Raw genomic sequence first — 15,427 nt, 5'->3', positions numbered from 1 at the left:
CCGATGGTAGTTGGGGGTCTCCCCCTGTGAGAGTAGGACGCCGCCAAGCGAATGCGAAAGAACAGCCGATGATGGTTGTTCTTTTTTTATTTTACTGAAACGGAAAAATGTCCGAAACACCGTTTCGCTTAATTCCTGGACTTATCACCAGGCTACAAATGGTTTTTAACTAAAAACCGGTGCACTAAAAAAGGAGACTTTTTCATTGTGATATTTAAAAAAGAATGAATAAACGGAAAATCCTTATTCGGCATCATTTTTATCAGTTCACTCCACCATTCAGTTTCATATCTTGCAATCATGCTTAAATTATAAAGGAGCAAATAGTGAATGAGGAGCTCTGGAAAGTAACAGACAGGACTCTTGCTTAAAGGAAGAAAAACTGCACCTTTTTCGTAATGGAACTTAAGCGGCGAAGGTTCCCTATCATGGTCAGAAAATTTAAACTCGATGAACTGCTCAGAAGTGTTTCCAGCTGTTACAGGGACGGCGGACTTCGATTGATAATATTGGATAAATCGGCTTTCTGTCATGTGAAAATAATCAAGAATTTTTTTTGGAAAAAGAAAGCTTTGTTGTTCTTGTTTAATTTCGATGAATGCTGGTTTACCATCAATGGCGACAAAGAGTTCATCCAATTCAGGGATATTATTTAATAAATCTCCCATGCTCGCTTTTTCACCTTCTGTTTGTTTCATGTGGAACAATTTTTCCGACATGAAGGAAAAAAGACCGCTTTTTTGAAACTTAACTTCATCTTCAAAAAAATGATAGTTCTGTTTCTTTCTTTTCCTCGACGATACTCCATGAGCGAGAACGGAGGTTGTTTCAGGGTAGTTCGGATCAATTGTTAAGACACAGGCTTTAATTAAATGGATAAGTCCGTAAAAGAGCAATATCGGTCGAATCAGCAAGGGGGAATTTTCTGCCTGTTGATAATATATTTGCCCATGTTCAAGATAATATAAAAAAGGGTAACAATTTTCATAGCTTTTTTGATCAGCGTTGTCGAGAGCCGCCCTCTCATATTTTTGTTTAAGATAATTTTGTGTAGAAGAAGCAGAGAAAAAGCGGGTATAGCTGCTCCATCCTTTGTAAATCATATCGTTCACAGGATAGACCTCCGAGTTTTTTGAAAAATCGAACATATTGTGCCGTCCTTGACAGTATTTTGTCCAATTGATACCCTACAAATAATATTTTTATGTACAGGGGGTTTAAAAGCGATGTGGGAAGATAAGTTTGCTAAAGAAGGATTAACGTTTGATGATGTTTTATTGGTTCCGGCGAAGTCTGAAGTACTTCCACGTGATGTGAGCCTTCAGCTAGAATTGACAGACAAGGTAAAGCTGAACATTCCGATTATTAGTGCAGGAATGGATACAGTGACCGAGGCTGAACTGGCGATCGCAATGGCGCGCCAGGGAGGGCTTGGAATTATCCACAAGAATATGTCGATTGAACAGCAAGCTGAGCAGGTTGAAAAGGTAAAACGATCAGAGAGTGGTGTTATTTCCGATCCATTTTTCCTAACTCCCGAACATCAAGTATTTGATGCCGAACATTTGATGGGAAAATACCGAATTTCCGGAGTTCCGATTGTAAATAACGGGGAAGAACAGAAATTGGTAGGGATTATTACCAACCGGGATATGCGGTTTATCCAGGATTACTCCATTAAAATCTCGGATGTGATGACTAAAGAACAGCTTGTTACTGCGCCGGTAGGTACGACTCTGGATGAAGCAGAGAAGATTTTGCAAAAGCATAAAATTGAAAAGCTTCCCTTAGTCGATCAGGAAGGCGTTTTAAAAGGGCTTATTACAATAAAGGATATTGAAAAAGTGATTGAATTCCCGAACTCAGCGAAGGATGCGCAAGGCCGCCTTTTAGCCGGTGCGGCAGTCGGGGTAACAACAGACACGATGAAACGGGTAGAAATGTTAGTAAAAGCAGGCGTCGATATCATTGTTGTCGATACAGCACACGGTCATTCGCGAGGCGTGATTGAAACGGTTAAAGAAATCCGCGCAGCCTTCCCGGAGCTTTCGATTATTGCCGGAAATGTTGCAACTGCAGCAGCGACAAAAGAATTAATTGAAGCAGGGGCAGATGTAGTAAAGGTAGGCATCGGGCCGGGTTCAATCTGCACGACCCGTGTTGTGGCCGGTGTGGGCGTTCCCCAGATTACCGCCGTATATGATTGCGCTACAGAAGCAAGAAAGCATGGAAAAGCAATTATTGCCGATGGTGGAATTAAGTATTCGGGCGATATTGTGAAAGCATTGGCTGCCGGTGGACATGCTGTTATGCTTGGAAGTATGCTGGCAGGTGTCTCCGAAAGCCCTGGAGAAACGGAAATTTACCAAGGGCGCCGCTTCAAAGTTTATCGGGGCATGGGCTCTGTTGCGGCCATGGAAAAAGGCTCTAAAGATCGTTATTTCCAGGAAGACAACAAGAAGTTTGTGCCGGAAGGAATTGAAGGCCGGGTTCCTTATAAAGGACCGCTTGCAGATACAATCTATCAACTTGTCGGTGGCTTGCGGTCGGGTATGGGCTACTGCGGTAGCAGGAATTTAGAAGAATTAAGAGAAAATAGCCAATTCATCAGGATGACAGGTGCTGGCTTGAGAGAAAGCCATCCCCATGATATTCAAATAACAAAGGAAGCTCCAAACTATTCAATATCCTGAGGCGTAACTCCCATAAAGCATACTTTTTTTCCTTAATTTACTGTAGGCAGAGTGACTATTCTCTGTCTATTTTTTTCATTTTTTTTATGATAAACTAAACAGGTGCAAAAAATAGGAGTCTGTCACTCTTACATTTTATATAAATAGATTGATGAAAATGAACGTTGGAGGGAAATCGTTTTGAACCGTGTTAAAAATCCAGCTACGCTTTTAGCCATTCTTTTTTTATGCTTTGCTGCTGTATTCGGGGGAATGCCTAATAAAGCAGAGGCAAACACTGATGAACTGGGATTAAATGCCGAAGCAGCAATTCTATTAGATGCAAAGACAGGAAAAATTCTCTATGAAAAAAATGCAGATGCCGTTCTTGGTGTTGCATCAATGGCGAAAATGATGACCGAATACATCGTTCTCGAGGCCATTCACGATAAGAAAATCAGCTGGGATCAAAAAGTGAAAATCAATGAATACGTTCATAAATTATCTGCGGCACCCGATCTATCAAATGTCGGGTTGACACAGGATGAAGAATATACGGTTAGAGAATTATATCAAGCAATGGCAATCCATTCAGGAAATGCGGCTACTGTTGCATTGGCAGAAGTGATTTCCGGAACCGAGAAGAATTTTGTCACTTTGATGAATGAAAAAGCTGCCGAACTGGGGCTTAAAGATTATAAATTTGTCAATTCTTCAGGACTTAACAACTCAAGCCTTCTTGGCAATCATCCTGCCGGAAATCCGGATGAAGAAAACGTAATGTCAGCAAGATCGACAGCAAAGCTTGCCTTCCATTTAATAAACGAATATCCTGAAGTGCTGGAAACAGCAAGCAAAGCTGAATTAGAGTTTCGCGATGGCAGAAAATATAAAAACTTCAACTTCATGGTCCCTGGACTAATCTATGAATATCCAGGACTTGATGGGTTAAAAACCGGGTCCACGGATTTTGCCGGTTATTGTTTCACTGCTACGGCTGAAAGAAATGGCCAAAGATTCATTTCAGTAGTGATGAAAACCAGCACTATGGACGAGCGGTTTTCCGAATCAAGAAAGCTGCTTGATTATGGCTTTAACAACTTCACAAAAGAAGAACTTGTAAAGGGAAATTATCAAGCAAAAGATACTAAATCTCTTCCAGTCGTAAAAGGTAAAGAGGATAAGGTGAAAATCCATTCTGATAAACCGATTGAAATGGTTATCAAGAACGGAGAAAAGGAAAACTATACTCCTGTACTAGTATTGGATAAAGAAAAACTAAATAAAGATGGAGAGCTGACAGCTCCAGTAAAAAAAGGCGACAAAGTTGGCTATTTGACCGTTGAATCCAAAACGGATGACATGGGCTTCCTGACTGAGGAAGGTGCCAAGAAAGTCCAGGTAGATGTAGTCGCGGCAGAAGATGTTGAAAAAGCAAACTGGTTTGTTTTATCGATGCGAGGAATTGGCGGATTTTTCGGGGATCTGTGGGGCAGTGTTTCTTCATCGGTTAAAGGCTGGTTTTAACCGGCAGGGTCTCTTTGTCTCTTGACACGAGCCCCTTTTTATTGTTTATTTTTCATTAGGGAAACAGAATAATTCCGATTGAATTAATTAAATTTTCCTATACGGTTTAACATAATAAAAATCCCATCTTACGCAGATGGTATAAACAAAGGGGGACGTAAAGTGAAGACAGGTACAGACAGAGTAAAACGAGGCATGGCTGAAATGCAAAAAGGCGGCGTCATCATGGACGTTGTCAATGCCGAACAAGCCAGGATTGCAGAGGAAGCAGGGGCAGTAGCCGTTATGGCGCTGGAGCGCGTCCCCTCCGATATTCGTGCAGCCGGCGGTGTAGCGAGAATGGCTGATCCCCGGATTATTGAAGAGGTAATGGGTGCCGTGACGATTCCGGTTATGGCGAAAGCCCGAATCGGGCACATTGTCGAAGCGCGTGTTTTAGAAGCGATGGGTGTGGATTATATCGATGAAAGTGAAGTCTTAACCCCTGCAGACGAAGAATTTCATTTGAATAAAAAAGATTTTACAGTTCCATTTGTTTGCGGCTGCCGTGATCTTGGTGAAGCTGCCCGCAGAATCGGTGAAGGTGCATCGATGCTGCGGACAAAAGGCGAGCCAGGTACAGGGAATATTGTCGAAGCTGTGCGCCATATGAGAAAGGTCAATGCCCAGGTCCGCAAAGTTGTCGCCATGAATGAGGACGAGCTTATGACAGAAGCAAAGCTTCTTGGTGCTCCATATGAACTTTTGCTTGAAATTAAAAAGCTTGGCAAATTGCCGGTCGTAAACTTTGCAGCAGGTGGAGTTGCCACTCCTGCAGATGCTGCATTAATGATGCAGCTTGGAGCGGATGGAGTATTCGTCGGATCAGGAATTTTCAAATCTGACAATCCTGCTAAATTTGCAAAAGCGATAGTGGAAGCAACCACTCATTACGAGGATTATGCGTTAATCGCTGAAATTTCAAAAGATCTTGGCATTGCGATGAAAGGCATTGAAATCTCTTCGTTGGCTCCAGCAGCACGCATGCAGGACCGTGGCTGGTAAGAAGGAGATTAAACAATGGTGAAAATCGGAGTATTAGGTTTACAGGGGGCTGTCCGCGAGCATGTCCGCTCCATTGAGGAGGCAGGGGCAGAAGCGATCGTTATCAAGCGAAAAGAACAGCTTGCCGAGGTTGACGGCCTGATTATACCCGGCGGAGAAAGTACGACAATGCGCCGCTTAATCGATAAATATGATTTCATGGATGATTTGAAACAATTTGCTAATCAGGGAAAGCCGATGTTCGGAACCTGTGCGGGATTAATCCTGCTGGCAAAGCAAATTGTCGGATATGGTGTATCCCATATTGGGGTCATGGATGTAACAGTCGAACGGAATTCCTTTGGCCGCCAGCGTGAGAGCTTTGAGGCTGATCTTGATATCGCCGGTGCAGCGGAAGACTTTCCAGCTGTATTTATCCGGGCGCCGCACATTGTCGAAGCAGGTGAAAACGTCGAGGTTCTCGCCAAGCATAATGGACGGATTGTTGCGGCCAGAGAAGGCCAATTTCTGGGATGCTCGTTTCATCCTGAATTGACCGATGATCATCGTTTAACTGAATATTTTATTAAGATGGTAAAAGAAGCAAAAGCAAAGCAATTTGCATAAATTAGTTGCAACCTGCTGATAATTGTAGTACATTATGAATTATCTAAATTCTGCAATCGTCAAATCAATGAGAGGAAATAGTAACAATCGTTCATGCTTAAGAGAGCCGGTGGCTGGTGAGAACCGGTGAATGACGTTTGTGAATCCATCCTTGAGTAAAGTACGGAACTTCTTCGGGATAGTAAGTACTTTCGGTTTAAACCGTTATCAATTTGAGTGGAAGGCAATCTTTGCTTTCAACTAGGGTGGCAACGCGGGTAACTCTCGTCCCTTTTTCAGGGATGGGAGTTTTTTATTTTTTTAAAAATTACATTTTCGTTTAAAAGTTAAATTTGAAGGAGGCGTACACAATGCTCGATATCAAGTACTTAAGAGCAAATTTTGCTGAAGCAAAAAGGGTGCTTCAGCACAGGGGCGAAGATTTAACGGATTTTGGCAAGTTTGAAGAATTGGACAAAAGACGAAGGGAATTAATAGTTGAAAGCGAGCAGTTAAAAAGCAAGCGCAATGACGTATCCCAGCAGGTAGCTGCATTAAAGCGGGAAAAGCAGGACGCGGATCAGCTGATTGCTGAAATGAAAGAAGTAGGGGATAAAATCAAGGTTCTCGATGAACAGCTACGGGAAGTCGAGGAAACGTTGGAAACATTGCTGTTAAGCATTCCGAATATTCCTCACGAAAGCGTGCCAGTCGGGGAAACAGAAGATGATAATGTGGAAGTCCGCAAATGGGGAAAAGTCCGCGATTTCAATTTTGAAGCAAAGCCGCATTGGGATATTGCCGACTACCTCGGCATTCTCGACTTTGAAAGGGCGGGAAAAGTTACCGGCAGCCGGTTTGTATTTTATAAGGGGCTGGGGGCCCGCTTAGAGCGTGCCTTATATAACTTTATGCTTGATCTTCATACGGAAGAGCATGGCTACAAAGAAATATTGCCTCCTTATCTCGTCAACCGGGCAAGCATGACAGGAACTGGCCAGCTTCCGAAGTTCGAAGAGGATGCTTTCTTGATTGAAAATGAAGACTACTTCCTTATTCCAACTGCTGAGGTGCCTGTCACGAACTATCACCGGGATGAAATCCTGAGCGGCGATGAGCTGCCGATTAATTACGCTGCGTTCAGTGCTTGTTTCCGGTCTGAAGCAGGTTCTGCGGGAAGGGATACAAGAGGGCTGATCCGCCAGCACCAATTTAATAAAGTCGAGCTTGTAAAGTTTGTAAAGCCAGAGGATTCTTATGCTGAACTGGAGAAATTGACAGGCCATGCAGAAAAAGTGCTTCAGCTTCTCGAATTGCCTTACCGCGTGATGAGCATGTGCACAGGGGATCTCGGTTTCACTGCTGCAAAAAAATATGATATTGAGGTTTGGATCCCAAGCTACGGGACGTACCGGGAGATTTCTTCCTGCAGTAATTTTGAAGCATTCCAGGCCCGTCGTGCCAATGTCCGATTCCGGCGTGATCCAAAAGGAAAACCGGAACACGTCCATACTTTGAACGGATCAGGCCTTGCGATCGGCCGCACGGTCGCAGCAATTTTGGAAAACTACCAGCAAGCGGATGGAAGTGTGGTCATTCCAACCGTACTGCGGCCATATATGCGCAACCGCGACATCATCACTCCTGAAAAATAAAACTTAACGGGCGGGGCAACCCGCCCAAAAAAGTTTTTTAAATGGAGTTGACTTAGAGTTAATAATATGTTAAATTATTATTTGTCGATGCGGAGGAATACCCAAGTCTGGCTGAAGGGATCGGTCTTGAAAACCGAGAGGCGGGTCAAACCGCGCGGGGGTTCGAATCCCTCTTCCTCCTCCAGTATTCAAAAATGTAATACCATAACGCATAAATTGGAGATTGATAAAATCCGTTGCTACCTGCTGGCAACGGATTTTTTTTATACAAAAAATCGCCGGGAATTCGGCGATTACTTTTTCAGCAATTGTGATTTTCGGATAAAATAAGAAATCCGTTCAATGATCGGCTCGATAGAAGAAGAGTCATTATCAACAATATCGTAATCATTGATATTTAAGCGGAGAACCGGACAGCTATTAAATGTGTTAATCCAGTTTTCGTAGCGCTCGTGCATTTCCAGCCAATAATCAAGCGGTGTTTGTTGTTCCATTGGGCGTCCCCGTTCTTTTATCCGTGACACCACGTCATCGATGGAACCTTCCAGATAAATTAATAAATCAGGATGAGGAAAGTATGGAGTCATCACCATTGCTTCAAACAAGCTTGTATATGTTTGGTAGTCAACCTCTGACATCGTGCCCTTTTCATAATGCATTTTTGCAAAGATGCCGGTGTCTTCATATATGGAACGGTCTTGAACAAACCCGCCGCCATACTCAAAAATTCGTTTTTGTTCTTTAAAGCGTTCCGCTAAAAAATAAATTTGCAAATGGAAGCTCCATCTTTCAAAGTCTGCATAGAATTTATCCAAATAAGGGTTTGTTTCTACTTTTTCCAAAGAGGTGCGAAACCCGAGTGCCTTGGCAAGTGCATTGGTCATCGTCGATTTGCCGACGCCAACCGTTCCGGCGATCGTGATCACCGCATTTCCGGGAATCTCATACTTCGTGCGAAGATCCATGGTTGTATGCTCCTTTTTTTACATATTTCGAAAGGGTATTTATGATATAAGACAAGTCTTCCTGATTATTTACAAAATCGAGTTGATCACCGTTAAAGCGCAGAATCGGGATATCCGGATGCTCCTGTTCAAAGCTATTAATCGCATCTTCGTAATCAATCGATAATTGTTCTAAGTACAGCGGGCTAATATTTCTTTCGATTTCCCGCCCTCTAAGCTTTATTCTTGTTAATAATGTATCAAGGCCGGCATGAAGATAAATGATCACGTTCGGTTTTGGCATATCTTCCGTTAGTAAATGATAAATCTTCAAATACTTTTCGTATTCTTGTTTGCTGAGCGTCCGCTGGGCAAAAATAAGGTTTTTAAAAATATGATAATCGGCGACGACCGGCTTATTGACGCTTAAATAATGATTTTTAATATCACTAAGCTGCTTGTAGCGATTGCAAAGAAAAAACATCTCGGTCTGGAAACTCCACTCTTCGATATTTTCATAAAATTTCCCGAGAAATGGATTTTCATCAACAATTTCTTTCAATAATGCAAACTGAAAATGATCAGAAATCGCTTTCGCCAGGGAAGTTTTCCCTACGCCAATTGGCCCTTCCACAGTAATAAAAGGCGTCTCCCCCACAGTTTGTCCTCCTTAAAGTTACTACCCTTGTAACATTTTTATATTCATCCATAGTGTCTCGAAATGGGCAAAGAATATTTTATCACACTACCCGTGTAAGGGATATGGAATTTTAAGATGAACAACAAAAAGCCCGGCAGCAGCCGGGCAGGACATTATGAAGGGCGTTTTACAACCTCAAAGTTATCTGTGATTAACAGCCAATTTTGCGGGAAAGACAGTCCGAGCTTCCAATAGCTCACTCCTCTTATATTGAGTTCCTTAACTAAATTGAACTTGGCCTGAATCGAACGCGCATCTTCAAACCAGACGACATGGCGCCTGCCTTGCTCATCGGTATAATTGAAAAATGGCGCCTGTGCGGTTGTATCATACTGAATGGCGACTCGGTATCGCGCTGCGATTTGGATCGCCTGCTGAGGACTAACAGCTCTTGCTATGGTCCCCGGGGTGTATGGAAGTGTCCAATCGTACCCATATAAGTTTTGCCCCATCATGATCTTTGAAGCAGGCATCTCGGTGAGCGCATACTCGAGAACTTGGCGGACAGGACCGATCGGTGATACAGCCATGGGCGGTCCGCCGCTGTAGCCCCATTCATACGTCATGATCACGACAAAGTCGACGATCTCACCATGGGCTCGATAATCATGAGCTTCATACCATGCACCTGGCTGGTCCGCCCTGGTTTTCGGGGCTAACGCAGTTGAAATCAGCCAGCCTTCCTGTTTAAAACGATCGCGGGCCCGGCGCAAAAATTGATTATAGGCTTCGCGATCGGCAGGCCGCAAGTATTCGAAGTCAAAATGAATATCTCTGAACCCGTATCTTCTGGCAGCCGCTACGATATTGTTTAAAAATCTTTCCTGGATCGCCATGTCATTCAATAAAATCGTCCCCAGCTCGTCGCTGAATTGATCATTCTCCTGATTGGTAATGACCATCATTAAGACATTGTTGTTAGCTTCGGCAATCGCCGGTAAATTATTGAGGGGCGGTTCGCGTAATGAACCGTCTCTGCGCGCCTGAAAGCTGAAGGGAGCTAAATAAGTTAAGTACGGTGCGGCCTCCCGCGCGCTCTCTTCTAACTGTGGAGAAACCGCAGTGCCGCGCGGTTCGACGTATGCATTAAATTCCGCCCGCCGCTTAGGGGCCGGCGGAATATAGAGGCGGAAACCGACCTGCAAAGGTTGGTCGACAGAAATACGGTTAACCGCCGCGAGCTCTTGTACCGAAACATTAAACCTTCTTGCGATTGACCATAGGCTGTCGCCAGGCTGCACCCAATAAAATCTTCCCACAATCGGGATCACGAGTGCCTGGCCGACGACTAAATTATCTGGATTGGGGATCTCATTCGCTTCAACTAAATCATCAACGGTAGTCCCATATGTCCGGGCAATCCTAAATAATGTCTCATTTCGCTGGACTACATGGATTTGCATTTTCTTCCCTCCCTGAATAAAAAACGCTACAACTATCATATGAGACAGAGGGGGAAGAAAAGAACCAATTTCAAAAATGAATCGGATTCGTATCAGCTCTTAAGACGTTTTTCATCATCATCAACGCATATTCATTGTCCCGGTCACTATTAGAGGTGACGCAGTTGCCGGAACAGCAAGCTCATATTCTCATATAAGCATCATTGGCAGTGAACAGGACACATTATTTCCGGCTATTCCAGTGATAATGAGCTTGTCGACATTCAACTTTTTTTATCTTTTTGTCCATTCATTGTTATCTCTCCTTCTTGGATAGCTTGAGGATGCTGAAAGTTTTGTATAAGATGGTCATAACCGTCATTAGAAAAACTTAAACCTGTTTTAAGAAGGGATTATTATGATTGATGTGAAAATAAGCGAAAACGATGAGTTTTTTATGCGGGAGGCGATTAAAGAAGCGTTAAAGGCTGAAGCGATCGCTGAAGTTCCGATTGGTGCCGTTGTCGTCATAGAAGGAAAGGTTATTTCACGCGCCCACAATTTGCGGGAAACGAAACAAAACGCCGTTGCCCATGCTGAACTGCTCGCCATTGATGAAGCATGCCGCAAGCTGGGAACATGGAGGCTTGAAAATGCGACGTTGTATGTAACGCTGGAACCTTGCGCAATGTGTTCAGGAGCGGTCATTTTGTCGAGGATCGCCAGGGTTGTCTATGGTGCCAAGGATCCCAAAGGGGGGTGTGCCGGCAGCTTTATGAACCTTTTGGATGATTCCCGGTTCAATCATCAGAGCGAGGTTGTGTCCGGTGTCCTTGAAGCGGAGTGCGCCAATTTGTTATCGAGCTTTTTCCGGACGATTAGAGCAAAAAAAAAAGCAGGAGAAGCAGGACAGTAAGGAAACAGAATTGGCTGGGGATACAGGAATTGACAGGGGATAAGCATTGCTTTTTTCCTTAAAAGTTAGTATACTTATACATGCGCCTAATTTAGCGCAACTTAATAATTGGTATCAATTTTGCCGTGCTATGCGGGGAGGTAGCGGTGCCCTGTACTCGCAATCCGCTCTAGCGAGGCTGAATCCCTTCCCGAGGCTGGCGTACTGTAGGGCCTGCCTTAAGTAAGTGGTGTTGACGCCCGGGTCCTGCGCAATGGGAATCCATGAACCATGTCAGGTCCGGAAGGAAGCAGCATTAAGTGGACGCTCCCATGTGCCGCAGGGTTGCCTGGGCTGAGCTAACTGCTTAAGTAACGCTTATGGTTGTCAGTCGACGGAAGGTGCACGGCAGTTTATACATACGGATATTCCCATCCTGGATGCAGGGTGGGTTTTTGTTTCTTTATGTCCATTTTCATTTTGTAAAAATGAAAATATTTACGTTATAATAAGAAAGATCATATTAGGAAGGAGGGCGGTGTCAATGAGCTATCAAGCGTTATATCGTGTTTGGCGTCCGCAGGCATTCATAGACGTAGTCGGACAAGAACATGTGACAAAGACATTGCAAAACGCCCTGCTTCATGAAAAAATTTCTCACGCTTACCTTTTTTCAGGCCCGCGCGGCACCGGAAAAACAAGCGCGGCAAAAATACTGGCAAAAGCAGTGAACTGTGAAAGAGGGCCGGTCAAGGAACCATGTAATGAATGTATGGCCTGCAAAGGAATTACCGATGGTTCGATACCCGACGTTATTGAAATCGATGCTGCATCCAATAATGGTGTTGAAGAAATTCGCGATATCCGGGATAAAGTCAAGTATGCGCCAAATGTTGCCAAGTATAAGGTATATATTATCGATGAGGTGCATATGCTCTCGATTGGCGCTTTCAATGCTCTTTTAAAAACACTGGAAGAACCGCCAAAGCATGTTATTTTTATATTGGCAACGACAGAACCGCATAAAATCCCTTTGACGATTATCTCAAGATGCCAGCGTTTCGATTTCAAACGCATTACGGCCCAGGCGATCGTCGGCAGAATGAAGCAGATTGCCGATGAAACAGGAGTGGCGTATGAAGAAAAATCTCTTCACGTCATTGCCCGGGCTGCAGAGGGCGGGATGCGTGATGCGTTAAGCTTGCTTGACCAGGCGATTTCTTTCAGCCAGGAGCAGGTTACGGTAGAAGATGCATTGGCAGTCACAGGATCGGTTTCGCAAGGTTTCTTAAACAAGCTGGCGAAGGCGGTCCATGAGAAAGATGTCGCAAGCGGTTTAAGCGCTTTGGAAGAATTGCTTTTTCAAGGGAAGGATCCTGCAAAATTCATCGAAGATTTCATTCACTTTTACCGGGATATGCTTCTTTATAAAGCAGCACCTGCGCTTGAAGAATCATTCGAACGGGTCATGCTCGATGAAGAATTTCAAGAACTTGCGAAGGAAATAAAGGCAGAGCAAATTTACCAGTTAATTGAAACATTGAATAAAGCCCAGCAGGAAATGCGCTGGACCAATCATCCAAGAATCTTCCTTGAAGTGGCGATTGTCAAGCTGTGTCAACTCGAACAAACGGCAGCTGCGAGCGGGATGCAAGATGTTGGCCAGCTGCTGAACCGGATAGAACAGCTTGAAGAAGAGCTGAAAACACTGAAACAGAACGGGGTTGCCCCAATCCAGGAAGCGCAAGGGTCTCCACAAAAGAAACCGCAAAGAACTGGACGGAAAGGTTTTCAGGCTCCTGTAGGGAAAATCAATGAAATTCTAAAACATGCAACAAAAACAGAATTAAACGCTGTCAAAAGCCGATGGGGCGATATGCTTGAAGCGCTTGTCACGAATCAAATGCGCTCCCAGGCCGCGCTTTTAAATGAAGCTGAGCCTGTTGCCGCTTCCTCGGAAGCTTTTGTGATTAAATTTAAATATGAAATTCACTGCCAAATGGCGATGGAGAATACACGATTTCTTGAGGTCATTGGTGATGCACTGCAAAAGTTCACCGGAAAAAGAATGCAGGTTGTTGGAGTTCCAGAACAACAATGGCATACAATAAGGGAAGAATTTTTAAGCGGGCACCAGCATCATGAAGCGGAAAATGGAATGGAAAAACAAGAAGATCCGTTTATTGCCGAAGCTAAAAAACTGTTCGGCGAGGATCTGATTGAAATCAAAGATTAAAATTGTGGAGGGACAACGATATGCGTGGAATGGGAAATATGCAGAATATGATGAAGCAGATGCAGAAAATGCAAAAAAAGATGCAGGAAGCACAGGAGCAACTTGGCGAGAAGAAAATTGAAGGAACAGCCGGCGGCGGGATGGTTTCCGTCATTGTAACTGGCCATAAAGAAATCGTCGAAGTAAACATTAAGCCGGAAGTCGTTGATCCAGATGATATCGAAATGCTGCAGGATTTAGTTTTGGCTGCAACAAACGATGCATTGAAAAAGGCGGATGAACTGGTGAACAATACGATGGGCCAGTTTACAAAGGGAATGAACCTTCCGGGAATGTTCTAGGAGGAATAAAATAGAATGCATTATCCTGAACCGATATCGAAGCTGATTGACAGCTTTATGAAATTGCCAGGAATCGGCCCGAAAACGGCCGCACGTCTGGCTTTTTTTGTGCTAAGTATGAAAGAAGACACCGTGCTCGATTTCGCAAAAGCACTTGTCAATGCTAAACGAAACTTAACATACTGTTCTGTCTGCGGACATATAACCGACCAGGATCCATGCTATATTTGCGAAGACCAGCGCAGAGACCATACTGTCATTTGTGTTGTTCAGGATCCTAAAGATGTAATTGCAATGGAAAAAATGAAGGAATTTGACGGTTTATATCACGTGCTGCACGGCGCGATTTCCCCAATGGACGGAATTGGTCCTGAGGATATTAATATCCCCGATTTGCTGAAAAGGCTTCAAGATGAAACTGTTCAGGAAGTAATTTTGGCAACCAATCCAAATATTGAAGGAGAAGCGACGGCCATGTATATCTCGCGGCTGTTAAAACCTTCAGGAATAAAAGTGACGAGAATTGCCCATGGTCTGCCTGTTGGCGGGGATCTTGAGTATGCCGATGAAGTAACACTTTCCAAAGCACTTGAAGGAAGAAGAGAAGTTTAACAATTGAAAATGAAGTGGAGGTTTCCTGACAATGTTTTTTCGGCGTAAAGGATGGCTGCGAAGAGAATTTAATGATAAGCTTTTGAATCAGCTCAATGAGGCAAAAGTTAATTGGAACAATCAAAAGAAATTAGTCGAAAAAAGTTTTGATCCATCCGATGAAGTAATTTGTCAGCTGAAGCTTGCTGAGGCAAAGTATTTCTTCTTATTTAAAGAAGCGAAAACAAGAAACATCACTGTAAGAAGATAATCACAATTTTTCCCTGTTCTTTTTATTAACTTATTACATATATTTTAGTACAAGTTATTAGAGAGAGGGGATATATTGGTTGGAACCTGTCATCGTTATTTCAATACTGGGCGGACTCATATTATTGTTACTATTAATAGGCGCCCCGATCAGGCCGATAAGATTTGCAGGCCAAATCTTCATTAAAGTGTTAATAGGTGCGCTGTTTTTATTCTTTCTAAATGCGTTCGGAAATAAATATGGAATCCACGTACCGATTAATCTGGTTACTTCTTCTGTTTCGGGATTGTTGGGGATCCCCGGACTGTGTGCTTTAGTTGCGATCCAGACTTGGATCCTGTAAATAGGTTTATAAATGCCGCTATTTTTAGCGGTTAATTTTTTTGTGAAAAGGGGTTGACCGTGACAATGGCTGATGATATTATATTTTTCGTTGTCGCTTTTAAACGGCGATGATAAAGATAAAAAACTTGTTGACATAACATTGTCAAAATGGTATATTAATAAAGTCGCCTCACGGAGGCAAACGAGTTTATTGCTCTTTGAAAACTGAACAAGCAAGCAAAAACGTCAACGTTAATTCT

General features: G+C 43.4%; 15 protein-coding genes, 1 tRNA gene, 1 other RNA gene, 1 pseudogene and 1 other annotated feature. Of the genes and pseudogenes, 13 read left to right on the top strand and 5 right to left on the bottom strand.

Features of this window, described 5'->3' with window-relative positions:
• Positions 1–152: 152 nt before the first annotated feature.
• Positions 153–1,103: a YaaC family protein gene (locus CU633_RS13945; protein ID WP_101661207.1), complete on the bottom strand. Its 951-nt coding sequence runs from the start codon at positions 1,101–1,103 to the stop codon at positions 153–155.
• Between the two features lie 123 nt (positions 1,104–1,226).
• Between CU633_RS13945 and guaB the strand changes: the two genes are divergently transcribed.
• From guaB to CU633_RS13915, 6 genes are all read left to right on the top strand, one after another.
• Positions 1,227–2,693: an IMP dehydrogenase gene (gene guaB / locus CU633_RS13940; RefSeq protein ID WP_101661205.1), complete on the top strand. Its 1,467-nt coding sequence runs from the start codon at positions 1,227–1,229 to the stop codon at positions 2,691–2,693.
• Between the two features lie 180 nt (positions 2,694–2,873).
• Positions 2,874–4,199: a D-alanyl-D-alanine carboxypeptidase family protein gene (locus CU633_RS13935; RefSeq protein WP_257958784.1), complete on the top strand. Its 1,326-nt coding sequence runs from the start codon at positions 2,874–2,876 to the stop codon at positions 4,197–4,199.
• Positions 4,200–4,361: 162 nt separating this feature from the next.
• A complete protein-coding gene (gene pdxS / locus CU633_RS13930) occupies positions 4,362–5,243 on the top strand; it encodes a pyridoxal 5'-phosphate synthase lyase subunit PdxS (protein ID WP_101661204.1) in 882 nt (293 codons plus the stop codon).
• Positions 5,244–5,258: 15 nt separating this feature from the next.
• Positions 5,259–5,849 carry a pyridoxal 5'-phosphate synthase glutaminase subunit PdxT gene (gene pdxT, locus CU633_RS13925; RefSeq protein ID WP_101661203.1) on the top strand — a complete coding sequence of 197 codons (591 nt, stop codon included), beginning with the start codon at positions 5,259–5,261 and terminating at the stop codon, positions 5,847–5,849.
• A 58-nt stretch (positions 5,850–5,907) separates the two neighbouring features.
• Positions 5,908–6,124 (top strand) — a binding site (T-box leader).
• A 75-nt stretch (positions 6,125–6,199) separates the two neighbouring features.
• A complete protein-coding gene (gene serS / locus CU633_RS13920; protein ID WP_101661202.1) occupies positions 6,200–7,483 on the top strand; it encodes a serine--tRNA ligase in 1,284 nt (427 codons plus the stop codon).
• 91 nt (positions 7,484–7,574) lie between these two features.
• Positions 7,575–7,667: transfer RNA gene (locus tag CU633_RS13915), tRNA-Ser, on the top strand.
• A 109-nt stretch (positions 7,668–7,776) separates the two neighbouring features.
• Here CU633_RS13915 and CU633_RS13910 read toward each other — a convergent pair.
• From CU633_RS13910 to CU633_RS23355, 4 genes and pseudogenes are all read right to left on the bottom strand, one after another.
• Complete coding sequence (locus CU633_RS13910; RefSeq protein ID WP_101661201.1) at positions 7,777–8,448, bottom strand: deoxynucleoside kinase; 672 nt, start codon at positions 8,446–8,448, stop codon at positions 7,777–7,779.
• Positions 8,426–9,085 (bottom strand): deoxynucleoside kinase, encoded by a 660-nt coding sequence (locus CU633_RS13905; protein ID WP_101661200.1) that lies wholly within the window; start codon positions 9,083–9,085, stop codon positions 8,426–8,428. The genes CU633_RS13910 and CU633_RS13905 overlap by 23 nt, the downstream gene beginning before the upstream one ends.
• A gap of 155 nt (positions 9,086–9,240) precedes the next feature.
• Entirely contained in the window at positions 9,241–10,530 is a 1,290-nt protein-coding gene (locus CU633_RS13900; protein WP_101661199.1) for a LysM peptidoglycan-binding domain-containing protein, read from the bottom strand.
• Between the two features lie 70 nt (positions 10,531–10,600).
• A pseudogene (locus CU633_RS23355) lies at positions 10,601–10,800 on the bottom strand (cysteine hydrolase family protein); the annotation flags it as partial.
• Positions 10,801–10,927: 127 nt separating this feature from the next.
• On the opposite strand from CU633_RS23355, the gene tadA reads away from it, so the two are divergent.
• The 7 genes from tadA (at position 10,928) to CU633_RS13865 (ending at position 15,186) form a co-directional block, all read left to right on the top strand.
• Positions 10,928–11,425 (top strand): tRNA adenosine(34) deaminase TadA, encoded by a 498-nt coding sequence (tadA, locus tag CU633_RS13895; protein WP_180954972.1) that lies wholly within the window; start codon positions 10,928–10,930, stop codon positions 11,423–11,425.
• Between the two features lie 123 nt (positions 11,426–11,548).
• An RNA gene (gene ffs / locus CU633_RS13890) (signal recognition particle sRNA large type) lies at positions 11,549–11,813 on the top strand.
• Positions 11,814–11,948: 135 nt separating this feature from the next.
• The gene (gene dnaX / locus CU633_RS13885; RefSeq protein WP_101661198.1) at positions 11,949–13,640 is read left to right on the top strand and encodes a DNA polymerase III subunit gamma/tau; all 1,692 of its coding nucleotides are present in this window, start codon (positions 11,949–11,951) and stop codon (positions 13,638–13,640) included.
• Positions 13,641–13,660: 20 nt separating this feature from the next.
• A complete protein-coding gene (locus CU633_RS13880) occupies positions 13,661–13,981 on the top strand; it encodes a YbaB/EbfC family nucleoid-associated protein (RefSeq protein WP_101661197.1) in 321 nt (106 codons plus the stop codon).
• A gap of 15 nt (positions 13,982–13,996) precedes the next feature.
• On the top strand, positions 13,997–14,593 hold the full coding sequence (gene recR / locus CU633_RS13875) for a recombination mediator RecR (RefSeq protein WP_101661196.1): 597 nt from the start codon (positions 13,997–13,999) through the stop codon (positions 14,591–14,593).
• Positions 14,594–14,624: 31 nt separating this feature from the next.
• Positions 14,625–14,843, top strand: coding sequence for a YaaL family protein (locus tag CU633_RS13870; protein WP_101661195.1), 219 nt, complete (start codon positions 14,625–14,627; stop codon positions 14,841–14,843).
• A gap of 79 nt (positions 14,844–14,922) precedes the next feature.
• Positions 14,923–15,186 (top strand): pro-sigmaK processing inhibitor BofA family protein, encoded by a 264-nt coding sequence (locus CU633_RS13865; protein ID WP_101661194.1) that lies wholly within the window; start codon positions 14,923–14,925, stop codon positions 15,184–15,186.
• The last annotated feature ends 241 nt before the right edge of the window (positions 15,187–15,427 follow it).

The organism is Bacillus sp. V3-13 (assembly GCF_002860165.1).
Lineage (GTDB): Bacteria > Bacillota > Bacilli > Bacillales > Cytobacillaceae > Bacillus_BJ.
This window is presented reverse-complemented; position numbering and strand designations above follow the sequence as displayed.

Bases quoted from the DNA above. Each gene is read 5' to 3' on its own strand.
- CU633_RS13945 (WP_101661207.1), bottom strand. From the start codon at position 1,103: ATGATTTACAAAGGATGGAGCAGCTATACCCGCTTTTTCTCTGCTTCT.
- guaB (WP_101661205.1), top strand. From the start codon at position 1,227: ATGTGGGAAGATAAGTTTGCTAAAGAAGGATTAACGTTTGATGATGTT.
- pdxT (WP_101661203.1), top strand. From the start codon at position 5,259: ATGGTGAAAATCGGAGTATTAGGTTTACAGGGGGCTGTCCGCGAGCAT.
- serS (WP_101661202.1), top strand. From the start codon at position 6,200: ATGCTCGATATCAAGTACTTAAGAGCAAATTTTGCTGAAGCAAAAAGG.
- CU633_RS13910 (WP_101661201.1), bottom strand. From the start codon at position 8,448: ATGGATCTTCGCACGAAGTATGAGATTCCCGGAAATGCGGTGATCACG.
- CU633_RS13900 (WP_101661199.1), bottom strand. From the start codon at position 10,530: ATGCAAATCCATGTAGTCCAGCGAAATGAGACATTATTTAGGATTGCC.
- tadA (WP_180954972.1), top strand. From the start codon at position 10,928: ATGATTGATGTGAAAATAAGCGAAAACGATGAGTTTTTTATGCGGGAG.
- dnaX (WP_101661198.1), top strand. From the start codon at position 11,949: ATGAGCTATCAAGCGTTATATCGTGTTTGGCGTCCGCAGGCATTCATA.
- CU633_RS13880 (WP_101661197.1), top strand. From the start codon at position 13,661: ATGCGTGGAATGGGAAATATGCAGAATATGATGAAGCAGATGCAGAAA.
- recR (WP_101661196.1), top strand. From the start codon at position 13,997: ATGCATTATCCTGAACCGATATCGAAGCTGATTGACAGCTTTATGAAA.
- CU633_RS13870 (WP_101661195.1), top strand. From the start codon at position 14,625: ATGTTTTTTCGGCGTAAAGGATGGCTGCGAAGAGAATTTAATGATAAG.